Origin of the sequence: Curtobacterium sp. MCPF17_050 (assembly GCF_003224435.2) — a bacterium.
Classification (GTDB): domain Bacteria; phylum Actinomycetota; class Actinomycetes; order Actinomycetales; family Microbacteriaceae; genus Curtobacterium.
On record NZ_CP126250.1, the window covers coordinates 2,318,296 to 2,334,655 of the forward strand.

A 16,360-nucleotide genomic window follows, 5' to 3' on the forward strand; every position below is an offset into this window, starting at 1 on the left:
CAGGACCACCGAGTAGGTGGCGAGGGTTGTCGTGTTCACTGGGCGATCCTAACTCCGAGGTCCGACATGTGCCGCTGGGCGATGTCCGCCACCGCCCGCTCGAGGTTCGGGTCCTCACCGCGGGCCAGACCCGCGTACTCGAGGTCGAACTCCCCGTGCTCCGCACCCGTCCGCCGCACGGCCTTGACCCACACGCGTCGGCGCGGGACGAACAGCGAGGTGAGCAGGCCGAGCACGGAGAGGATCGCGAAGGCGGCGACCCAGAGCTGCGACGGGTCGTGGTGCACGTCGAGGGACACGTAGCGCTTCACCCCGTCGAAGGTGATCGACCCGGCGCCGTCCGGGAGCTGCTTCGTCTCGCCGGGCTTCATCGAGATGCTCGGGGTGTCCGCCTGCCGGCCCGCGATCTGCGTCAGCCCCTTCGTCGAGAGCTGGTAGACGCTCTGCGGGACACCGTCGTCCAGGCCGAGGTCGCCCGTGTAGACCTGCAGCGACAGCATCGGGTTCTCGGTGTCCGGGTACGCCGATGCGAAGGCGCCGGTGCTCTGCTTCACCGCGGTCGGGTAGAAGAACCCGATCATACCGAGCTGGTCCGGTGACGCGTCCGGGACCTTGATGACGCCGGTCGAGGTGTAGTTCGCGTCCTCGGGCAGGAACGGCACGACGTCCTGGAACGCCACGTCGCCCTCGCCGTCCCGCACCGTGACCTGCATCGCGTAGCCGTTGCCGAGCAGGTACACGTTCGTCCCGCCGATCGCGAGCGGCTCGTTCACGCCGAGTCGGCTCGTCTTCTCCGCGCCGTCCCGGGTCCGGCCGGTCACGGTCGCGGAGTAGTCGGTCGCCTGCCCGAGTGCGTCGAGGTTGGTCTCCTCGTACTTCGTCTCGAAGTCGTCGAGCGTCAGGTTGTAGCCCTGCAGGTCCGACTGCGAGAACCAGCGGCCGGGGTTGAACGAGTCGTACGAGCCGAGGACGTTCGTGAAGGTCTGCCCCTCGACGAGCAGTCGCTGGCCGGTGTAGCTGAACCCGCCACCGAGGCCGACGGCCAGGAGCACACCCACGAGGGCCGCGTGGAACACCAGGTTGCCGGTCTCGCGGAGGTACCCGCGCTCGGCGCTGACGGAGTCCCCGAACCGCTCGACGCGGTAGCCGGAGCGCTTCAGCTGCGCCATCGCGGACGTCACGGCGTGGTCGACGGACGGGAGGCCCGGGGCGGCGTCCGCCCCGGCGGTCGCGGCCACGCCCTCCGCGCCGGCACCGGTCGCGGTGGCACGGACCGTCTCGGGGGTCACCGCGACGGTGCGGAAGCCGGCGAGCCGACCGAGTCGCGCCGGCGTCTTCGGAGGCCGTGTCCGCAGCGCCTGCCAGTGGTGGCGGGTGCGCGGCACGATGCAGCCGATGAGCGAGACGAAGAGCAGCAGGTAGATCGCCGAGAACCAGACGGACGTGTAGGTGTCGAACACCTGCAGCTTGTCGAGCACCGGGAAGAGCGTCGGGTGGTCGTTCTCGTACTGCACGACGCCGTTCGGGTCCGCCTGCCGCTGCGGCACGAGCGACCCCGGGATGGCCGCGAGGGCGAGCAGCATGAGCAGGAAGAGCGCCGTGCGCATGCTCGTCAGCTGACGCCAGGCGAAGCGGAGGTACCCGACGACACCGAGCTTCGGCTGCGCGATCCCGTCGTCCCGGGCGCTCGACGCGGCCGGGGTCCCGTCGACGTGGTCGGACGGTCGCTGGGGGTCCGACGTGCGGTCGGCACCGGTCCCGGCCTCGTCGACCAGGTCGTCCTCGTTGCGCTCAGACCGCGGGGACAAAGCTCTGGATCACCGCCCCGACGCTCGACATGACGGCCGACCAGATGCCGGTGACCATGAGCAGACCGATGACGATCAGGATCGCTCCTCCGATGATGTTGACGGTGCGCATGTGCCGCTTGACGACGCCGATCGCGCCCGAGGCCCATCCGGCGCCGAGTGCGACGAGCAGGAACGGGACGCCGAGTCCGATGCAGTACGCGATGCCGAGCACGACGCCCTGCCAGGCGCTGCCGGACTGGAAGCTGATGAGGTTGATGGCCGCCAGGGTCGGGCCGATGCAGGGCGTCCACCCGAGCGCGAACACGATGCCGAGCAGCGGGGCGCCGAGCAGCCCGGTGCGCGGGGTGAAGGACGACTTGACGGTCCGCTGCAGGAACGTGAACCGTCCGATGAAGACCAAGCCCATCGCGATCACGACGATGCCCATGAGCTGCACGATGAGGTCCCGCCAGCGCACGAGCCAGAAGCCGACCGCGCCCGCCGCGGCGGACCCCAGGACGAAGACGACGGTGAAGCCGAGCACGAACAGGAGCACGCCGAGGAGCACGCGGCCGCGCGAGTGCCGCGAGCCGTCGGCGATCCCGCCCACGTACCCGAGATAGCCCGGCACGAGGGGCAGCACGCACGGCGACAGGAACGAGACGAGCCCGGCGAGCGCCGCCACGGGCAGCCCGACGAGGAGCTGCCCGCTGAAGATCGCGTCGGCGAAGGGGTTGCCGCTGGACACCGGTCAGGACGCCTTGCCGGTCAGTTCGTCGTCCACCAGGGTGGTGAGGATGCCCGGTCCGTCGACCGCACCGAGGACCCGCGCTGCGACCCGGCCCTGCTCGTCGAGGACGATCGTCGTCGGCACGGCGTTCGGGGCGATCTCACCGGAGAGCGCGAGCTGCATGGTGCCGGTCCGGGCGTCGAGGACCGTCGGGTAGTCGACGCCGAACTTGCGCTCGAAGGCCTCGGCGGTACCGGCCTCGTCACGGACGTTGACGCCGATGAACTGCACGTCGTCGTCGGCGAACCGGTCGTGCACGGTGTTGAGGTGCTTCGCTTCTGCCCGGCACGGCGGGCAGCCGGCGTACCAGAAGTTGATGACGACGACGTCGCCGCGCATCGCCTTCGACGACAGCTCGTCGCCCGTGATCGACTCAGCGGTGAAGTCGACGGGGTCGGAGCGGTCGGCTGCCGCGACCTCGGTCACCGCACCGGTCCCGGAGATGTAGTTCTGGGTGCTGCCGTTCCCGTACTGCTTCGACAGGGAGTCGTTGCTCGAGGAGCAGCCGACGAGCACGAGCACCGTCGCGATCGCGATCGCTGCAGCACCGGCGGTCCGGGTCCGGGTGCGGGTTGTGCGCATCACACTGCTCCTTCGTCGATGGCCGAGGCGCGGAGCTCTGCCGCCGGGTCCGCGTACCCGACCTCGGTGAACCGGACGGCCGCGGTGCCGGGGGTCCGCACGAGGGTCGTGATGCTCGAGAGGTCGCACCGGCGCTTCCGGGGGTCGTGCCAGAGGGGCTCCCCCGCCAGCCGACGGTGCACCATCCAGATCGGCAGCTGGTGACTCACGAGGACGACGTCGCCCTCGTCGACGCTCTCCCACGCGGTCGTGACGGCGGCGAGCATCCGGTTGGCGATCGACTCGTACGCCTCGCCCCAACTCGGGCGCATGGGGTTCGCGATCCACGGCCACTCACTCGGCCGACGGACCGAGCGCTTGGTGAACCCCGGCGGCTGGCCCTCGTAGCGGTTCGTCGGCTCGATGAGCCGTTCGTCGATGCGGACGTCGAGGCCGTAGACCGCCGCCCACGGCGCGGCCGACTCCTGCGTGCGCTGCAACGGCGAGGCGACGATCGCCCGGACGTCGATGCCGGCGTCCTTCCAGGCGGTGGCCGAGGCCTGGGCCATCCGGGTGCCGAGCTCGCTCAGACCGAAGCCCGGGAGCCGCCCGTAGAGGACACGGTCGGGGTTGTGGACCTCGCCGTGCCGCACGAGGTGGATCTTGGTCGCGGGCATGGGTTCCAGTGTAGGTCGGTCCCGCTCGTCCACCGGCCCCACAGCGGATCCACGGACTTCGGGACCGTTCAGTCGAGGTGCCCGGACAGCCGACCGTGCAGGGCGGTCGAACCGGTGTTCAGGTTGACCACCTCCACCGTGGACCCGTGCTTCGCGAACCGCTGCTCGACCCCGTCCAGGGCGGCCACCGTGCTCGCGTCGAACACGTGCGCCTCGGACATGTCGACGACGACGTACTCGGGGTCCTCGGCGTAGGAGAACCGGTTGACGAGGTCGTTCGAGGACGCGAAGAACAGTGCCCCGCGCACCCGGTAGCGGACCGTGCGCTCGTCGACCGGTTCGCGCACGACCTCGACGACGTGGGCGACCCGGCGGGCGAACACCAGTGCTGCGACGACGACCCCGACGAGGACCCCGGTGGCGAGGTTCTCGGTCGCCACGACGACCAGCACGGTGATGACCATGACGGCGGTCTCGCCGAGGGGCATGCGGCGGAGGGTGCGCGGCCGGATGCTGTGCCAGTCGAACGTGGCGACGCAGACCATGAGCATCACCGCGGTGAGCGCCGCCATCGGGATCTGTGCGACCAGGTCGTGCAGGACGATCGTCAGGACGAGGACCGCTGCCCCGGCGACGAAGGTCGAGACCCTGGTGCGGGCACCCGCGGTCTTGACGTTGATGACGGTCTGCCCGATCATCGCGCACCCGCCGGTGCCGCCGAAGAAGCCCGAGGCGACGTTCGCGATCCCCTGACCCCACGACTCCCGCCAGGCACTCGAGCGGGTCTCGGTGACGGCGTCGACGAGCTGCGCGGTGAGCAGCGTCTCGATGAGGCCGACGATCGCGACACCGAAGGCGTACGGCGCGATGATCCGCAGGGTGTCCAGGGTGAACGGGACCGTGATGCCGGTGAACCCCGGCAGGGCGGTGGGGAGCGAGCCCTCGTCACCGACGGTGGGGACCGCGATGCCGAACACCATCGTGATCGCCGTCACGACGACGACGGCGATGAGCGGTGCCGGGACGGCCTTGGTGAGGAACGGGACGCCGACGATGAGCGCGACGCCGAGGGCGGTCAGGGGCCACACGACGGGTGGCACTCCGTCGCCGAGGAGGTTCGGCAGCTGCGCGGTGAAGATGAGGATCGCCAGCGCGTTGACGAACGCCAGGTTGACGCTCCGCGGGATGAAGCGCATCAGCCGCGCGACGCCGAGGAACCCGAGCACGAGTTGGAACACGCCGCCGAGCACGATCGCCGGGACGAGGTACGCGACGCCGTGGTCCCGCACGAGGGGTGCGATCACGAGCGCGACCGATCCGGCAGCGGCGGAGATCATCGCCGGCCGGCCGCCGACGACCGAGATGACGATCGCGAAGACGACGCTCGAGAAGAGGCCGACCGCGGGGTCGACGCCCGCGACCACGGAGAACGAGATCGCCTCCGGGATGAGGGCGAGCGCCGTGACGACCCCCGCCAGGACCTCCCGGGTGAGGAGGCGCGGGGACCGCAGGGCGGTGCGGACGCTCGGCGTGACGGGCGCAGCGGTGGAGATCGACATCGCCGCAACCCTACCCTCACGTGAGGGTAGGGATGACGAGGCCTCGACAGCAGGAGCGCGGCGACCAGCGGGAGGGCAGCGCGGCCGGGCGTCCCGCTGGCGGGCGCGGCCGCGCGATCAGCCCCCCACCCACCGGGCTCTGCCACGATGTCGGACATGATCGTTCCCGACGTCCCCGCGACCATGCACATCGGCGAACTCGCCGAGCGCACCGGGATGTCACTCCGGTCCATCCGGCACTACGACGAGGTCGGGCTCCTCGTCCCGAGCGGCCGCACCGCCGGCGGGTTCCGCGTCTACACGGCCGGTGACCTGGAGCGGTTGCTCGTGATCCGGCGGATGAAGCCGCTCGGGTTCACGCTCGAGGAGATGGCCGGGCTCCTCCGCGTCGTCGACGGACTGACGGCCGGCGACCCTGCCGAGGCCGCGGACCTCGCCGCCCGGCTCGACGCGTTCCTCGAGGACGCCACCGCCCGGCACGCGAAGCTGTTGGAGCGGGCGGCCATGGCCGAGGAGTTCATCGGCACACTCGGGTCCTTGCGCGCCTCGCTGCCCTGATCCGTCCTCTCCCGTCTGCTGGGACGTCCGCCTCCCGCGGACGCGCTCGTCCGGCACGAGCGGGAGGGGTGACCAGGTCGCAGCACCTTCCCGGACCCTCCGTCACGGGTACCGCCCCGTTCGTCCTACGACCTGGCCACGACGACGACGCTACGGACGTCGCCGGGCCGGCACGGGCCTCCCGGCAGGACTGTGGACAGCCGAGCGACGAGTCGCGGCTGTGGACAGAAAGCCACCTCCCGGACCCGGGTTCTGCACAGGCGACGCCGTTCCCGCGCCCGGCCGGTAGACTCGACGACCGTGATCGAACGCACCCGCATCGCCGACCTGGCAAGCCTCCCCGACGGCCCCGTCTCCGTGGCCGGATGGGTCGAGACCGTCCGCGATCAGAAGAAGGTGCAGTTCGTCGTGCTGCGCGACGAGACCGGCGCCGTCCAGCTCGTGAACCCCGCGACGCGTGAAGCGACCGAGGGCGACGACGCGTCCGCTGCGGCCCTCGCGACCACCGAGACGATCTCGGGCCTCGCGCACGGCTCGTTCATCCACGTCGCCGGCACGCTCAAGGCGGACGAGCGCGTGAAGCTCGGCGGGCTCGAGGTCAAGGTCGGCGAACTGACCGTCGTCAGTGCCGCCATCCCCGAGACCCCGATCGCGGACGACTCCTCGCTCGACAAGCGCCTCGACTGGCGCTTCCTCGACCTGCGCAACCGCAAGCAGAACCTGATCTTCCGCATCCAGACGACCCTCGAGCACGCGTTCCGCACGTACTGGGTCGAGCGCGACTACATCGAGATCCACACCCCGAAGCTGATGGCCTCCGCATCGGAGTCCCGCGCCGAGCTCTTCCAGCTCGAGTACTTCGAGACGACGGCGTACCTGGCGCAGTCGCCGCAGAACTTCAAGCAGATGGCACAGCCTGCGGGCTTCGGCGCCGTGTTCGAGATCGCTGACGCGTTCCGCGCCGACCCCTCGTTCACCAGCCGGCACGCCACCGAGTTCACCAGCGTCGACGCCGAGTTCTCGTGGATCGAGTCGCACGCCGACGTCATGGCGATGCACGAGGAGGTCCTCGTCGTCGGCATCACGGCCGTCAAGGAGAAGTACGGCACCGCGATCGAGGAGGTCTTCGGCTTCGAGTTGCAGGTCCCGACGACGCCGTTCCCCCGTGTGACCCTCGCCGAAGCGCGGAAGATCGTCGCGGACAGCGGCTACGAGGTCGTCCGCGCCGACGGTGACCTGGACCCCGAGGGCGAGCGCCGCGTCTCCGCATGGGCGAAGGAGCACCACGGCTCCGAGTTCGTCTTCGTCACCGACTACGACGCCTCGATCCGGCCGTACTACCACATGCGTCACGCCGACGACCCGACGCTCACGAACAGCTACGACCTGCTGTTCAACGGTGCCGAGATCTCCACGGGCGCGCAGCGCGAGCACCGCGTCGACGTGCTGACCGCGCAGGCGGAGGAGAAGGGCCTGGACCCCGCCGAGCTCGGCTGGTACCTCGACTTCTTCCGCTACGGCGTCCCGCCGCACGGTGGGTTCGGGATGGGCCTCGCACGCGTGCTCATGCTCATGCTCGGCGAGCCGTCCATCCGCGAGGTCACGTACCTCTTCCGCGGCCCGACGCGCCTCACGCCGTAGCGCGCCTCACGCCGTAGCGCGCCTCACGCCGTAGCGCGCCTCACGCCGTAGCCCGGCGCGGAGCGCCGCCGACCGGCGCCGACCGGCGCCGACCGGCGCCGCGTGGGCGGACCGGCGCCGCATGGCGTGGCGCAGCGTGGCGCCGCGCAGCGTGGCGCCGACCGGCGCCGCGTGGCGCGGACCGGCGCCGCGTGGCGCGGACCGGCGCCGCACAACGAGAACCGGCTCGAACCACGGACGTCCGTGGTTCGAGCCGGTTCTCGTTGGGCCGGTCCGACGCGCGCCGTCAGCAGCGGCGCGCCGGCAGCAGCGACGCGCGCCGACAGCAGCGACGCGCGCCGACAGCAGCGACGCGCGCCGACAGCGGCGACCCGCGCCGCTCAGTCCTGCCAGTCGATGGCCGCCCGCGCGGTGACGAGACCGCGGATCTCGGCGGCGGCCGCCTGGTGGTCGGGGTGCACCTGGTACTCGTCGAGACCGGCCAGGTCGTCGAACTCCGCGACGACGGCGACGTCCTGGTTCTTCCCCGGGTAGGCGACGTTCTCGACCACCTGGAGCGATCTGATGGACGGGATGACCCCGACGAGCCCCGTCAGGAGTTCCCGGATCCGGGCCACGGCGTCGTCGCGGTCCAGGTCCTCGCGCAGGGTCCAGGAGACCACGTGGCGGATCATGCGCGGGCCTCGGCCTGCTCGAGCGCCCGGGCGAGTCGCTCGGGATCGACGTGCCAGTTGCTGTGCACCCGTCCGTCGACGAGCACGACGGGGATGTCCTCCGCGTACTCCATGCGGAGGGCGTCGTCGTCGAGGATCGACCGCTCCTCGAACGTGACCCCGGGACGGGCGGCGACGACACGTTCGACGATCGGACGGGCGTCGTCACAGAGGTGGCATCCGGGCTTGGTGAGGAGCGTCACGGCTGGCATGCGACCAGGCTACCCGCGCCGGTGCGGGCACTCCCGATGTGCTGACGGGCCTCCAGGCGGCGTGTCCGGCGGCGACGTCCCGGTGCGGTCGTCGACGGACCCGGGAAACGCAAGAGCCCCGGCGAACCGGGGCTCTTGCTGCGGGTCTCTCGACCTACTTCTTGTTGCGACGCTGGTGGCGCGTCTTGCGAAGGAGCTTGCGGTGCTTCTTCTTCGCCATGCGCTTGCGACGCTTCTTGATGACAGAACCCATGTGGACCTCGCTCGGACTGATGCTGATGTACGGACACCGGGCCGATGAAGCCGCGGAAAATCAACCTGCCCGAGTCTACCGGCTGGCTGCTGCGATGTCGAACGGCGCCGGAACGGACGGTGGACGCCCGGTGTGGAACGGTCGTGCTTCGTGCGGGTCAGCCGACGTCGGCGATGCCGCCGCGCAGGAGTTCCGCGACCGCCGACTCCGGCACCCGGAAGGACCGGCCGAAGCGGATGGCGGGGAGCTCCCCCGCGTGGACCATGCGGTAGACCGTCATCTTGGAGACGCGCATCATCTCGGCGACCTCCGCGACGGTGAGGAAGCGCACGTCGTCGAAATTGCCGGTCATGGTCCGCCTTCGGGCTGGCTCGTGGTGTGACCTGTGTGGTCCCTGGTCACTGTAGGGGCGCGTGCAGTCCGGTGTCCAGCAACTGTTCAGTCGTCCTCGGGCCGCTTCGTGAAGCGACGCCGGCCCCGGTCGACGACCCGCTCCCAGCCCTGCTGCGCACCGGTGATCGCGACCGTCGCGCGGTGCGACGCCTCGGCCATCACCCGACCGAGTTCGGTGCCCACCTCGACGGTCGCCTTGCCGGCCGCACCGCTCCTCCGGACGGACACCGGCTGACCGTCCGGCGTCCACGACGTGGTCGCGGGCGTGCCGTCGGCGTCCACGGCGGTCGTGAAGGGGACGACCCACTCCTCGATGCCGAGCAGGGGCTCCGGGTCGAGCCGGTAGTAGCGGTGCTGCCCCTCCTCCCGGCTGGTCACGAGACCGATGTCGCGGAGGACGCGGAGGTGCTTCGAGACGGTCGGTTGGCTGACCCCGAGTCGCAGGACGAGTTGCCCGACGCTCAGTTCGCCACCGGTCGCGTCGGCACCGAGGGCGGTGAGGAGCTCGCCCAGCAGCGCCCGGCGCGTCGGGTCCGCGACGACGCTGAAGATGTCGGCCATGCGGCAAGGCTAACGGCGGCCGTGCGGATGTACCATGACGAACCGTCCCGCCCATGTCCCCGGAGGCATACGATGCTCGACCGCACCGAGCCGGTCCCCACCGTCGGGGACCTGTCGGGTCAGCGCCGCCCGGGGAAGCTCGTGACGGCCCTGCGCTCGTCGCCCTCGCGGCTGGCGATCCTCGTCTTCATCGTGCTCATCTTCCTGTTCACGGCGCTGTTCATGACCCCGATGGCGTCGGCGGACGGGACCGTGACGCACTTCTCCGACGCCCTGTTCACCGCGGCGAGCGTCGTCTGTGTCACCGGCCTGGCGACGGTCGACATGGCGACGCACTGGTCGGTGTTCGGCAAGGTCCTCGTCGTCATCGGGACGCAGATCGGTGCGCTCGGCGTGCTCACCTTCGCCTCGATCCTCGGGCTCGTGGTCACCCGCCGCCTCGGGCTGCGCGCCAAGCTCATCGCGGCCGGGGACTCGAACCCGCTGCGCACGCACCACGGCGCCGTGCCGGAGGGCCAGGCGGTCCGCCTCGGCGACGTCGGCACGCTGCTGCTCACCGTCGCGGTGAGCACGCTGACGATCGAAGTCGTCATCGGTCTGCTGCTCCTGCCGAGCGTGCTCGTCACCGGTGTGCCGTTCTGGACGGCGGTCGGCGACTCCTTCTACTACTCGGCGATGGCCTTCACGAACACGGGCTTCGCGCCGAACGCCGACGGTCTCGACCCGTACGCCCACGACTACTGGTTCCTCAGCCTCCTGATGGTCGGCGTCGTGGCCGGGTCGATCGGGTTCCCGGTCATCCGGACCCTGACGAAGCAGCTCCGGTCCCCCCGCCGCTGGCCCATCCACGTGAAGCTCACGCTCGCGACGAGCCTCGTGCTGCTCCTCGGCGGCACGGCGGCGTACATCGCCCTCGAGGCGTCGAACCCCGAGACGTTCGGACAGGAGGGCGCCGGGCGCACCGCGTTCCAGGCGCTCTTCCTGTCGACGATGACGCGGTCGGGTGGGTTCTCGCTCGTCGACTTCGACGAACTGAACGGCTCGAGCCTGCTCGTCACTGACATGCTCATGTTCATCGGCGGCGGCTCCGCCTCCACCGCCGGCGGCATCAAGGTCACCACGCTCGCCGTGCTCTTCCTCGCGGCCGTCGCGGAGGCCCGTGGCCGGCAGAGCATGGAGGTGTTCGGCCGTCGGATCCCGAGCGACGTCCTGCGCGTGGCGGTCGCCATCGTCCTCTGGGGGGCGACCATCGTCGCGGTCGCCACCGTCGTGCTGCTGCAGATCACGCACGAGCCGCTCGACCGCGTCCTGTTCGAGGTGATCTCGGCCTTCGCGACGTGCGGGCTGTCCTCCGGGGTGTCCGCGGACCTGCCGGAGTCCGGGAAGTACGTGCTCGCCGCCACGATGTTCCTCGGTCGTGTCGGTACAGTGACCATCGCCGCCGCGCTCGCCGCCAGTCAGAGCCGGCAGCTGTTCCGCCGTCCCGAGGAGAGGCCGATCGTTGGCTGACCGACACCGTCCGCACGCCCAGCAGGGTCCCGTCAGCCACGACGCCCCGGTCCTCGTGATCGGTCTCGGGCGGTTCGGTGCCGCGACCGCCGGGCAGCTCGAACGGCAGGGGCGTGACGTCCTCGTCGTGGACACGGACGCCGCGCTCGTGCAGAAGTGGTCGGACCGGGTGACGCACGCCGTGCAGGCCGACGCGACCGACATGGACGCGCTCAAGCAGATCGGCGCGCAGGACTTCGCCATCGCGGTCGTCGGCACCGGTTCGGACCTGGAGTCGAGCGTGCTCATCACGGCCAACCTCGTCGACCTCGGCGTCCCGCAGATCTGGGCCAAGGCGATCAGCCGCTCGCACGGCACGATCCTCAGCCGCATCGGCGCGAACCACGTGGTCTACCCCGAGCGGGAGGCCGGCGAGCGCACGGCGCACCTGGTGTCCGGTCGGATGCTCGACTTCATCGAGTTCGACGACGACTTCGCCGTGGTGAAGATGTTCCCGCCGCGGGCGGTCCGCGGGCGGGACCTGGCGACCACGGTCATCCGGACGCGGCACGGTCTGACGGTGCTGGGCATCAAGCCGCCGGGTCAGGCGTTCGTGCCGGCGACGCCGGACAGTGTCATCGGCGAGGACGACGTCATCATCGTCTCGGGCACGGAGACGGACCTCGAACGGTTCGCGGCGCTCGAGTAGCCCCGCCGGGGGTCGGGCTCAGAGCCGCGACAGCTCCTCGGCCCGGGCCATCGCTGCCCGGGCGGCGTGTTCGAGCACGTCGGCCAGGTCGGCGTCCTGCAGCACGGCCACGGCACGCTCGGTCGTGCCCTTCGGGCTGGTCACCGCGCGGCGCAGGTCGGCCGGCTCACTGCCGGACCGCGCGAGGAGCTCGACCGCCCCGCGGACCGTGCCCTGCACCATCGTCCGTGCCTGGTCGGGGCTGAACCCGAGCGCCTCCGCGGACCGCTGCCACTGCTCGACGAACAGGAAGACGTAGGCGGGGCCCGACCCGGACACCGCGGACAGCGCGTCGAGCTGCGCCTCCGGGACGTCGAGGACGTCCCCGGACACGGCGAACACGGACGAGGCGAGGGCGACCGCCTCGGCGTCGGCCGACGCGCCGGCACTGATCCCGGTGACCCCGAGGCCGACCCCGATCGGCGTGTTCGGGAGGGCACGGACGACACGGACGCCGGCAGGCACGTGGGCCTCCATGGAGGCGGTGGTCACGCCGACGGCGACGCTCACGACGACCGCGTCCGGCTCGAGGTCGGCGGCGACCTCGTCGAGCAGGTCCACGACGCCGAAGGGCTTCACGCCGAGCACCACGACGCCGGCCCCGCGCACGGCGGCCCGGTTCGCGTCCGGGTCCACCTCGGACGCGACGGCGTGCAGCCCGGCGGACCGGTGTGCCGACGCGGACGCCTCGGACCGGGTGGTGACGGCCACGGAGTCCGGCGAGACCCCGGCGGCGAGGAGCCCCTGCAGGACCGCGCCGGACATGGAACCGACGCCGAGCATGGCGACGCGGGGCAGTGCGATGGTCATGGCCCGACCCTACCGACGACCGGGACCGTCCCGACGGCCGGCGGCCCAGTATCGTGGTCGAGGTCGGTACGAGAAGGGGTCGGACAGCCACATGAGCGCTTCCGGAGGGACCAAGGCGATCTTCGCCGCACTCGGTGCGAACGTCGGGATCGCGATCGTGAAGTTCATCGCGGCGGCGATCAGCGGGTCCGCGTCGATGCTCGCGGAGGGCGTGCACTCCCTCGCCGACTCCGCGAACCAGCTGCTCCTGCTGCTCGGCGGCCGGCGGGCGAGGAAGGCCGCCGACGAGGAGCACCCGTTCGGTCACGGCCGTGAGCGGTACGTGTACGCCTTCGTCGTCTCGATCGTGCTCTTCTCGGTCGGCGGCGTGTTCTCGCTGTACGAGGGCATCGAGAAGTTCGCCCACCCGCACCCGCTCGAGAACTGGTGGCTGCCGATGGCCGTGCTCGTCATCGCGATCGGGCTCGAGGGCTTCTCGCTGCGCACGGCGCTCGGGGAGGCACGGCCGCACAAGGGCGACCAGTCGTGGGTGCAGTTCGTCCGCCGCGCGAAGGCCCCGGAGCTGCCGGTCGTCATGCTCGAGGACACCGCGGCCCTGATCGGCCTCGTCTTCGCGTTCTTCGGCGTCGGCCTCACCGTGCTCACCGGCAACGGGGTCTTCGACGCGATCGGCACGGTGCTCATCGCGGTGCTGCTCATCGCCGTCGCGCTCGTGCTCGGTGTCGAGACGAAGAGCCTGCTCGTCGGCGAGGGCGCCAGCTCCGGTGACGTCGCCCGGATCAAGCAGGCCGTGCTCGACGGCCCCGAGGTCGATTCGGTGATCCACCTGAAGACCCTGTACCTGGGTCCGGACGAGCTCATGGTCGGCGTCAAGGTGGCGGTCGACGGCGACCGTCGTCTCGGGGACGTCGCCGCCGGCATCGACACGGTCGAGGAGCGCGTGCGCGCCGCGGTGCCGATCGCCCGGGTCATCTACATCGAGCCGGACGTCCGACGGGACGGGCCGCACCCGTCGACCGAGGCGATCGTGCTCCGCGCCGCCGACTGACGGACCGGTCCCGGCGGCCGCCCGGGCTCGTCAGCGGCGCCCGGCGAAGAAGGCGTCGAGGAGCGCCGCGCAGTCCTGCTCGAGCACCCCGGCGACGACCTCGGCGCGGTGTGGGAGCCGACGATCACGGGCGATGTCGTAGACGCTGCCGCTCGCGCCCGCCTTGGGGTCCCACGCTCCGAAGACGATCCGTGGCACGCGCGCGGCGAGCAGTGCCCCGGCGCACATCGGACACGGTTCGAGCGTGACGACGAGCGTGTGCGCGGTCAGGTGCCAGTCCCCCGTGACCGCGGCGGCCGCGCGCAACGCCAGGACCTCGGCGTGCGCGGTCGGGTCCTGACGGGCCTCCCGTTCGTTGCGACCCACGGCGACGACGGCCCCCGCGGCGTCGAGCACGACTGCGCCGACCGGGACGTCGCCGGTGGCCAGGCACGCCCGCGCCTCGGCCAGCGCCAGCTCCATGGCGGGGACGAACGGTCGTCCGGCCGGGTGCTCCACACGTCCTCCACCCCGACGCCGACGACGGCCGCGACCGCCGGTCGGGGTGCGGCGCGGTACGCTCGACCCTATGCGAGTCCATGTCGCCGACCACCCGCTCATCACCCACAAGCTCTCGGTGCTCCGCGACCGGACCACTCCCTCCCCCACGTTCCGTGCCCTGACCGAGGAGCTCGTCACGCTCCTCGCGTACGAGGCCACGCGCAACGTCCGGGTCACGGCGACGCCGATCAGCACGCCGGTCGCGCAGACCATGGGCGTGGCCATCGCGAAGCCCCGTCCGCTCGTCGTGCCGATCCTCCGCGCCGGACTCGGCATGCTCGAGGGCATGGTCAAGCTCGTCCCCACGGCCGAGGTCGGCTTCCTCGGCATGGCCCGTGACGAGGAGACCTTCGAGCCGCAGACCTACGCCGAGCGGCTGCCGGACGACCTGTCGAACCGCCAGTGCTTCGTGCTCGACCCGATGCTCGCGACCGGTGGGACCCTCGCCGCGGCGATCGAGTTCCTCTTCGACCGCGGTGCGGTCGACGTCACGTGCGTCTGCATCCTCGGCGCGCCCGAGGGCCTCGCCGCCCTCGAGAAGGCGGTCGGCGACCGTGACGTCACGATCGTCCTCGGCGCGCTCGACGAGCGCCTCGACGAGAACGGGTACATCGTCCCGGGCCTCGGCGACGCGGGCGACCGCCTCTACGGTCTGGCCGACTAGCGACCGCACCACGTGACGGACGGGAGGCCCGCCATCCGACGGATGGAGGGCCTCCCGTCCGTCACGTGGCGGCACTGTCCGCGCACGTCACCGTCCGTGCGGACGGTTGACACGGCGTTGGTACACCACGGATACTCGGGCCATGACTGCAACCCCGTCCACCCGAGCCCTCCGCGAGGCCAAGGGGACCGTCGGCATGATGATGCCGACCACGGCGGTCATGCGTTGTCGAATGTGTGCCTGATCGGTACCCGTTCCAGCCGGATCCTCCGCGACACCACCCCCGTCGCGCGAGCGTGATCCCGCGGTGACGACCCCGTCGACGACGCGCACCACCGTCACGAGGTCGGACCCCGTTCCCCCGGATGAGCCCCGGTCCCGCGCAGGGACCGCTGGGCAGATCGGTGTACCGCCGACCCGGGCCGACGCATTCGACACCGGCCGATGCTCCACCACTCCGCTCGGCCGCACCACCCGGAGACCGCACCATGTCGCTCACCATCGCCCAGCCCCGCACCGCCCACACCGACGCCGCCCGTGACCGGAGCGTCGCCGGGCTCCGGACGACCGCGTCCGCGCCGACCGACCTCGGCAGCGTGACGCCGATCGGAACACGTCGAACTCCGGTCGCCCAGCCCGTGCGGCCGGCCGCCGACCGGACGGCCGTCCCGACCAGCCCCGTCGTCGCCCCGCAGCGAAACCGCGCACTGCCGGAGGGCACGGAGGCCCGCGGGTTCGCGCTGTACGTCGGACTCGACGAGGCCGCGGCAGCTGCAGCCGGTACGACCCTGGCTGCCGTCGTCGAGCACCTCAAGGCGCTCACCGCTCAGCTCGTGCCGTCGGCGGAGACCTACGCCGCCGTCGCCGTCGCCGCGGAGGGGTCCGGCGGACGGGACGTCGACGTGGTCCGGCTGGCGCTGCAGGACCGGTCGGCGGTGGCCGCGCGCAAGCAGACCGAGAAGCCGGAACCGGAGGAGACCGGTGTCGTCATCGACATCTCGCGCAAGCGGGTCGTCCTCGACGGCGAGACCGCGCCGCTGACCTTCAAGGAGTTCGAGCTGCTGCAGTTCCTCGTCCTCCGCGAGGGGCGCACGGTCGACCGTTCGGCGATCATCGAGGGCCTCTGGTCCGCCGGCGACGACGAGACGCCGAACGAGCGCACCATCGACGTCCACGTCCGCCGTCTGCGGGCGAAGCTCGGCGCCTTCGAGGAGATCGTGCGGACGGTCCGCGGTGTCGGGTACCGCTTCGACCGGCACGCCGACGTCTCCGTGCGCTACGCCTCCACGCCGTCGCCCGACCTCTTCTGAACCGACGCTCGACGAGCGCTCGGGCAACTCGCAGGAACAGGCGG

The 16,360-nt window shown here is 71.4% G+C and carries 19 protein-coding genes; 7 read left to right on the forward strand and 12 right to left on the reverse strand.

Annotation, left to right across the window (positions count from 1 at the left end; all coding sequences use genetic code 11):
- Positions 1-35: 35 nt before the first annotated feature.
- From resB to DEJ34_RS10980, 5 genes are all read right to left on the reverse strand, one after another.
- Positions 36-1,808 (reverse strand): cytochrome c biogenesis protein ResB, encoded by a 1,773-nt coding sequence (gene resB / locus DEJ34_RS10960; RefSeq protein ID WP_110890039.1) that lies wholly within the window; start codon positions 1,806-1,808, stop codon positions 36-38.
- The gene (locus DEJ34_RS10965; RefSeq protein ID WP_110824648.1) at positions 1,792-2,538 is read right to left on the reverse strand and encodes a cytochrome c biogenesis CcdA family protein; all 747 of its coding nucleotides are present in this window, start codon (positions 2,536-2,538) and stop codon (positions 1,792-1,794) included. The genes resB and DEJ34_RS10965 overlap by 17 nt, the downstream gene beginning before the upstream one ends.
- A 3-nt stretch (positions 2,539-2,541) precedes the next feature.
- Positions 2,542-3,162: a TlpA family protein disulfide reductase gene (locus DEJ34_RS10970; RefSeq protein WP_110824649.1), complete on the reverse strand. Its 621-nt coding sequence runs from the start codon at positions 3,160-3,162 to the stop codon at positions 2,542-2,544.
- Complete coding sequence (locus tag DEJ34_RS10975; protein WP_110911505.1) at positions 3,162-3,818, reverse strand: histidine phosphatase family protein; 657 nt, start codon at positions 3,816-3,818, stop codon at positions 3,162-3,164. The genes DEJ34_RS10970 and DEJ34_RS10975 overlap by 1 nt, the downstream gene beginning before the upstream one ends.
- Positions 3,819-3,886: 68 nt before the next feature.
- On the reverse strand, positions 3,887-5,377 hold the full coding sequence (locus DEJ34_RS10980) for a SulP family inorganic anion transporter (RefSeq protein ID WP_110911504.1): 1,491 nt from the start codon (positions 5,375-5,377) through the stop codon (positions 3,887-3,889).
- Between the two features lie 156 nt (positions 5,378-5,533).
- On the opposite strand from DEJ34_RS10980, the gene DEJ34_RS10985 reads away from it, so the two are divergent.
- Both DEJ34_RS10985 and aspS read left to right on the forward strand, forming a co-directional pair.
- Positions 5,534-5,935 (forward strand): MerR family transcriptional regulator, encoded by a 402-nt coding sequence (locus DEJ34_RS10985; protein ID WP_110911503.1) that lies wholly within the window; start codon positions 5,534-5,536, stop codon positions 5,933-5,935.
- Positions 5,936-6,235: 300 nt separating this feature from the next.
- Positions 6,236-7,576: an aspartate--tRNA(Asn) ligase gene (gene aspS / locus DEJ34_RS10990; protein ID WP_110911502.1), complete on the forward strand. Its 1,341-nt coding sequence runs from the start codon at positions 6,236-6,238 to the stop codon at positions 7,574-7,576.
- A 380-nt stretch (positions 7,577-7,956) separates the two neighbouring features.
- Here aspS and DEJ34_RS10995 read toward each other — a convergent pair whose 3' ends face one another.
- From DEJ34_RS10995 to DEJ34_RS11015, 5 genes are all read right to left on the reverse strand, one after another.
- Positions 7,957-8,250 (reverse strand): Dabb family protein, encoded by a 294-nt coding sequence (locus DEJ34_RS10995; RefSeq protein WP_110824654.1) that lies wholly within the window; start codon positions 8,248-8,250, stop codon positions 7,957-7,959.
- Entirely contained in the window at positions 8,247-8,501 is a 255-nt protein-coding gene (locus DEJ34_RS11000; protein ID WP_110900484.1) for a glutaredoxin family protein, read from the reverse strand. Before DEJ34_RS11000 ends, DEJ34_RS10995 begins: the two co-directional genes overlap by 4 nt.
- Positions 8,502-8,655: 154 nt before the next feature.
- Positions 8,656-8,754, reverse strand: coding sequence for a 30S ribosomal protein bS22 (locus DEJ34_RS11005; RefSeq protein WP_003792170.1), 99 nt, complete (start codon positions 8,752-8,754; stop codon positions 8,656-8,658).
- 157 nt (positions 8,755-8,911) lie between these two features.
- On the reverse strand, positions 8,912-9,106 hold the full coding sequence (locus DEJ34_RS11010; RefSeq protein WP_110824656.1) for a helix-turn-helix domain-containing protein: 195 nt from the start codon (positions 9,104-9,106) through the stop codon (positions 8,912-8,914).
- Positions 9,107-9,192: 86 nt separating this feature from the next.
- Positions 9,193-9,708 carry an ArsR/SmtB family transcription factor gene (locus DEJ34_RS11015; protein WP_110824657.1) on the reverse strand — a complete coding sequence of 172 codons (516 nt, stop codon included), beginning with the start codon at positions 9,706-9,708 and terminating at the stop codon, positions 9,193-9,195.
- A gap of 72 nt (positions 9,709-9,780) precedes the next feature.
- Here DEJ34_RS11015 and DEJ34_RS11020 point away from each other — a divergent pair, with 72 nt between their 5' ends.
- Positions 9,781-11,217, forward strand: coding sequence for a TrkH family potassium uptake protein (locus DEJ34_RS11020; protein WP_110824658.1), 1,437 nt, complete (start codon positions 9,781-9,783; stop codon positions 11,215-11,217).
- Entirely contained in the window at positions 11,210-11,905 is a 696-nt protein-coding gene (locus DEJ34_RS11025; protein ID WP_110824659.1) for a potassium channel family protein, read from the forward strand. The genes DEJ34_RS11020 and DEJ34_RS11025 overlap by 8 nt, the downstream gene beginning before the upstream one ends.
- An 18-nt stretch (positions 11,906-11,923) precedes the next feature.
- Here DEJ34_RS11025 and proC read toward each other — a convergent pair whose 3' ends face one another.
- On the reverse strand, positions 11,924-12,754 hold the full coding sequence (gene proC / locus DEJ34_RS11030) for a pyrroline-5-carboxylate reductase (protein WP_110911501.1): 831 nt from the start codon (positions 12,752-12,754) through the stop codon (positions 11,924-11,926).
- Positions 12,755-12,845: 91 nt separating this feature from the next.
- On the opposite strand from proC, the gene DEJ34_RS11035 reads away from it, so the two are divergent.
- Positions 12,846-13,802 carry a cation diffusion facilitator family transporter gene (locus tag DEJ34_RS11035; RefSeq protein ID WP_110824661.1) on the forward strand — a complete coding sequence of 319 codons (957 nt, stop codon included), beginning with the start codon at positions 12,846-12,848 and terminating at the stop codon, positions 13,800-13,802.
- Positions 13,803-13,832: 30 nt separating this feature from the next.
- On the opposite strand, the gene DEJ34_RS11040 is transcribed toward DEJ34_RS11035, so the two are convergent.
- Positions 13,833-14,264, reverse strand: coding sequence for a nucleoside deaminase (locus DEJ34_RS11040; protein WP_110911517.1), 432 nt, complete (start codon positions 14,262-14,264; stop codon positions 13,833-13,835).
- Positions 14,265-14,370: 106 nt separating this feature from the next.
- On the opposite strand from DEJ34_RS11040, the gene upp reads away from it, so the two are divergent.
- Both upp and DEJ34_RS11050 read left to right on the forward strand, forming a co-directional pair.
- Complete coding sequence (upp, locus tag DEJ34_RS11045; RefSeq protein ID WP_110890048.1) at positions 14,371-15,006, forward strand: uracil phosphoribosyltransferase; 636 nt, start codon at positions 14,371-14,373, stop codon at positions 15,004-15,006.
- Positions 15,007-15,494: 488 nt separating this feature from the next.
- Positions 15,495-16,316 carry a winged helix-turn-helix domain-containing protein gene (locus DEJ34_RS11050; protein WP_258368336.1) on the forward strand — a complete coding sequence of 274 codons (822 nt, stop codon included), beginning with the start codon at positions 15,495-15,497 and terminating at the stop codon, positions 16,314-16,316.
- Positions 16,317-16,360 lie beyond the last annotated feature (44 nt).

What these genes read in the sequence shown, in the direction of transcription:
- DEJ34_RS10975 (WP_110911505.1), bottom strand. Translation starts at nt 3,818, where the DNA reads ATGCCCGCGACCAAGATCCACCTCGTGCGGCACGGCGAGGTCCACAAC.
- DEJ34_RS10985 (WP_110911503.1), top strand. Translation starts at nt 5,534, where the DNA reads ATGATCGTTCCCGACGTCCCCGCGACCATGCACATCGGCGAACTCGCC.
- DEJ34_RS11000 (WP_110900484.1), bottom strand. Translation starts at nt 8,501, where the DNA reads ATGCCAGCCGTGACGCTCCTCACCAAGCCCGGATGCCACCTCTGTGAC.
- DEJ34_RS10970 (WP_110824649.1), bottom strand. Translation starts at nt 3,162, where the DNA reads ATGCGCACAACCCGCACCCGGACCCGGACCGCCGGTGCTGCAGCGATC.
- DEJ34_RS11005 (WP_003792170.1), bottom strand. Translation starts at nt 8,754, where the DNA reads ATGGGTTCTGTCATCAAGAAGCGTCGCAAGCGCATGGCGAAGAAGAAG.
- DEJ34_RS11050 (WP_258368336.1), top strand. Translation starts at nt 15,495, where the DNA reads ATGTCGCTCACCATCGCCCAGCCCCGCACCGCCCACACCGACGCCGCC.
- upp (WP_110890048.1), top strand. Translation starts at nt 14,371, where the DNA reads ATGCGAGTCCATGTCGCCGACCACCCGCTCATCACCCACAAGCTCTCG.
- proC (WP_110911501.1), bottom strand. Translation starts at nt 12,754, where the DNA reads ATGACCATCGCACTGCCCCGCGTCGCCATGCTCGGCGTCGGTTCCATG.
- DEJ34_RS10995 (WP_110824654.1), bottom strand. Translation starts at nt 8,250, where the DNA reads ATGATCCGCCACGTGGTCTCCTGGACCCTGCGCGAGGACCTGGACCGC.
- DEJ34_RS11035 (WP_110824661.1), top strand. Translation starts at nt 12,846, where the DNA reads ATGAGCGCTTCCGGAGGGACCAAGGCGATCTTCGCCGCACTCGGTGCG.
- DEJ34_RS11020 (WP_110824658.1), top strand. Translation starts at nt 9,781, where the DNA reads ATGCTCGACCGCACCGAGCCGGTCCCCACCGTCGGGGACCTGTCGGGT.
- DEJ34_RS10980 (WP_110911504.1), bottom strand. Translation starts at nt 5,377, where the DNA reads ATGTCGATCTCCACCGCTGCGCCCGTCACGCCGAGCGTCCGCACCGCC.
- DEJ34_RS11010 (WP_110824656.1), bottom strand. Translation starts at nt 9,106, where the DNA reads ATGACCGGCAATTTCGACGACGTGCGCTTCCTCACCGTCGCGGAGGTC.
- DEJ34_RS11040 (WP_110911517.1), bottom strand. Translation starts at nt 14,264, where the DNA reads ATGGAGCTGGCGCTGGCCGAGGCGCGGGCGTGCCTGGCCACCGGCGAC.
- DEJ34_RS11015 (WP_110824657.1), bottom strand. Translation starts at nt 9,708, where the DNA reads ATGGCCGACATCTTCAGCGTCGTCGCGGACCCGACGCGCCGGGCGCTG.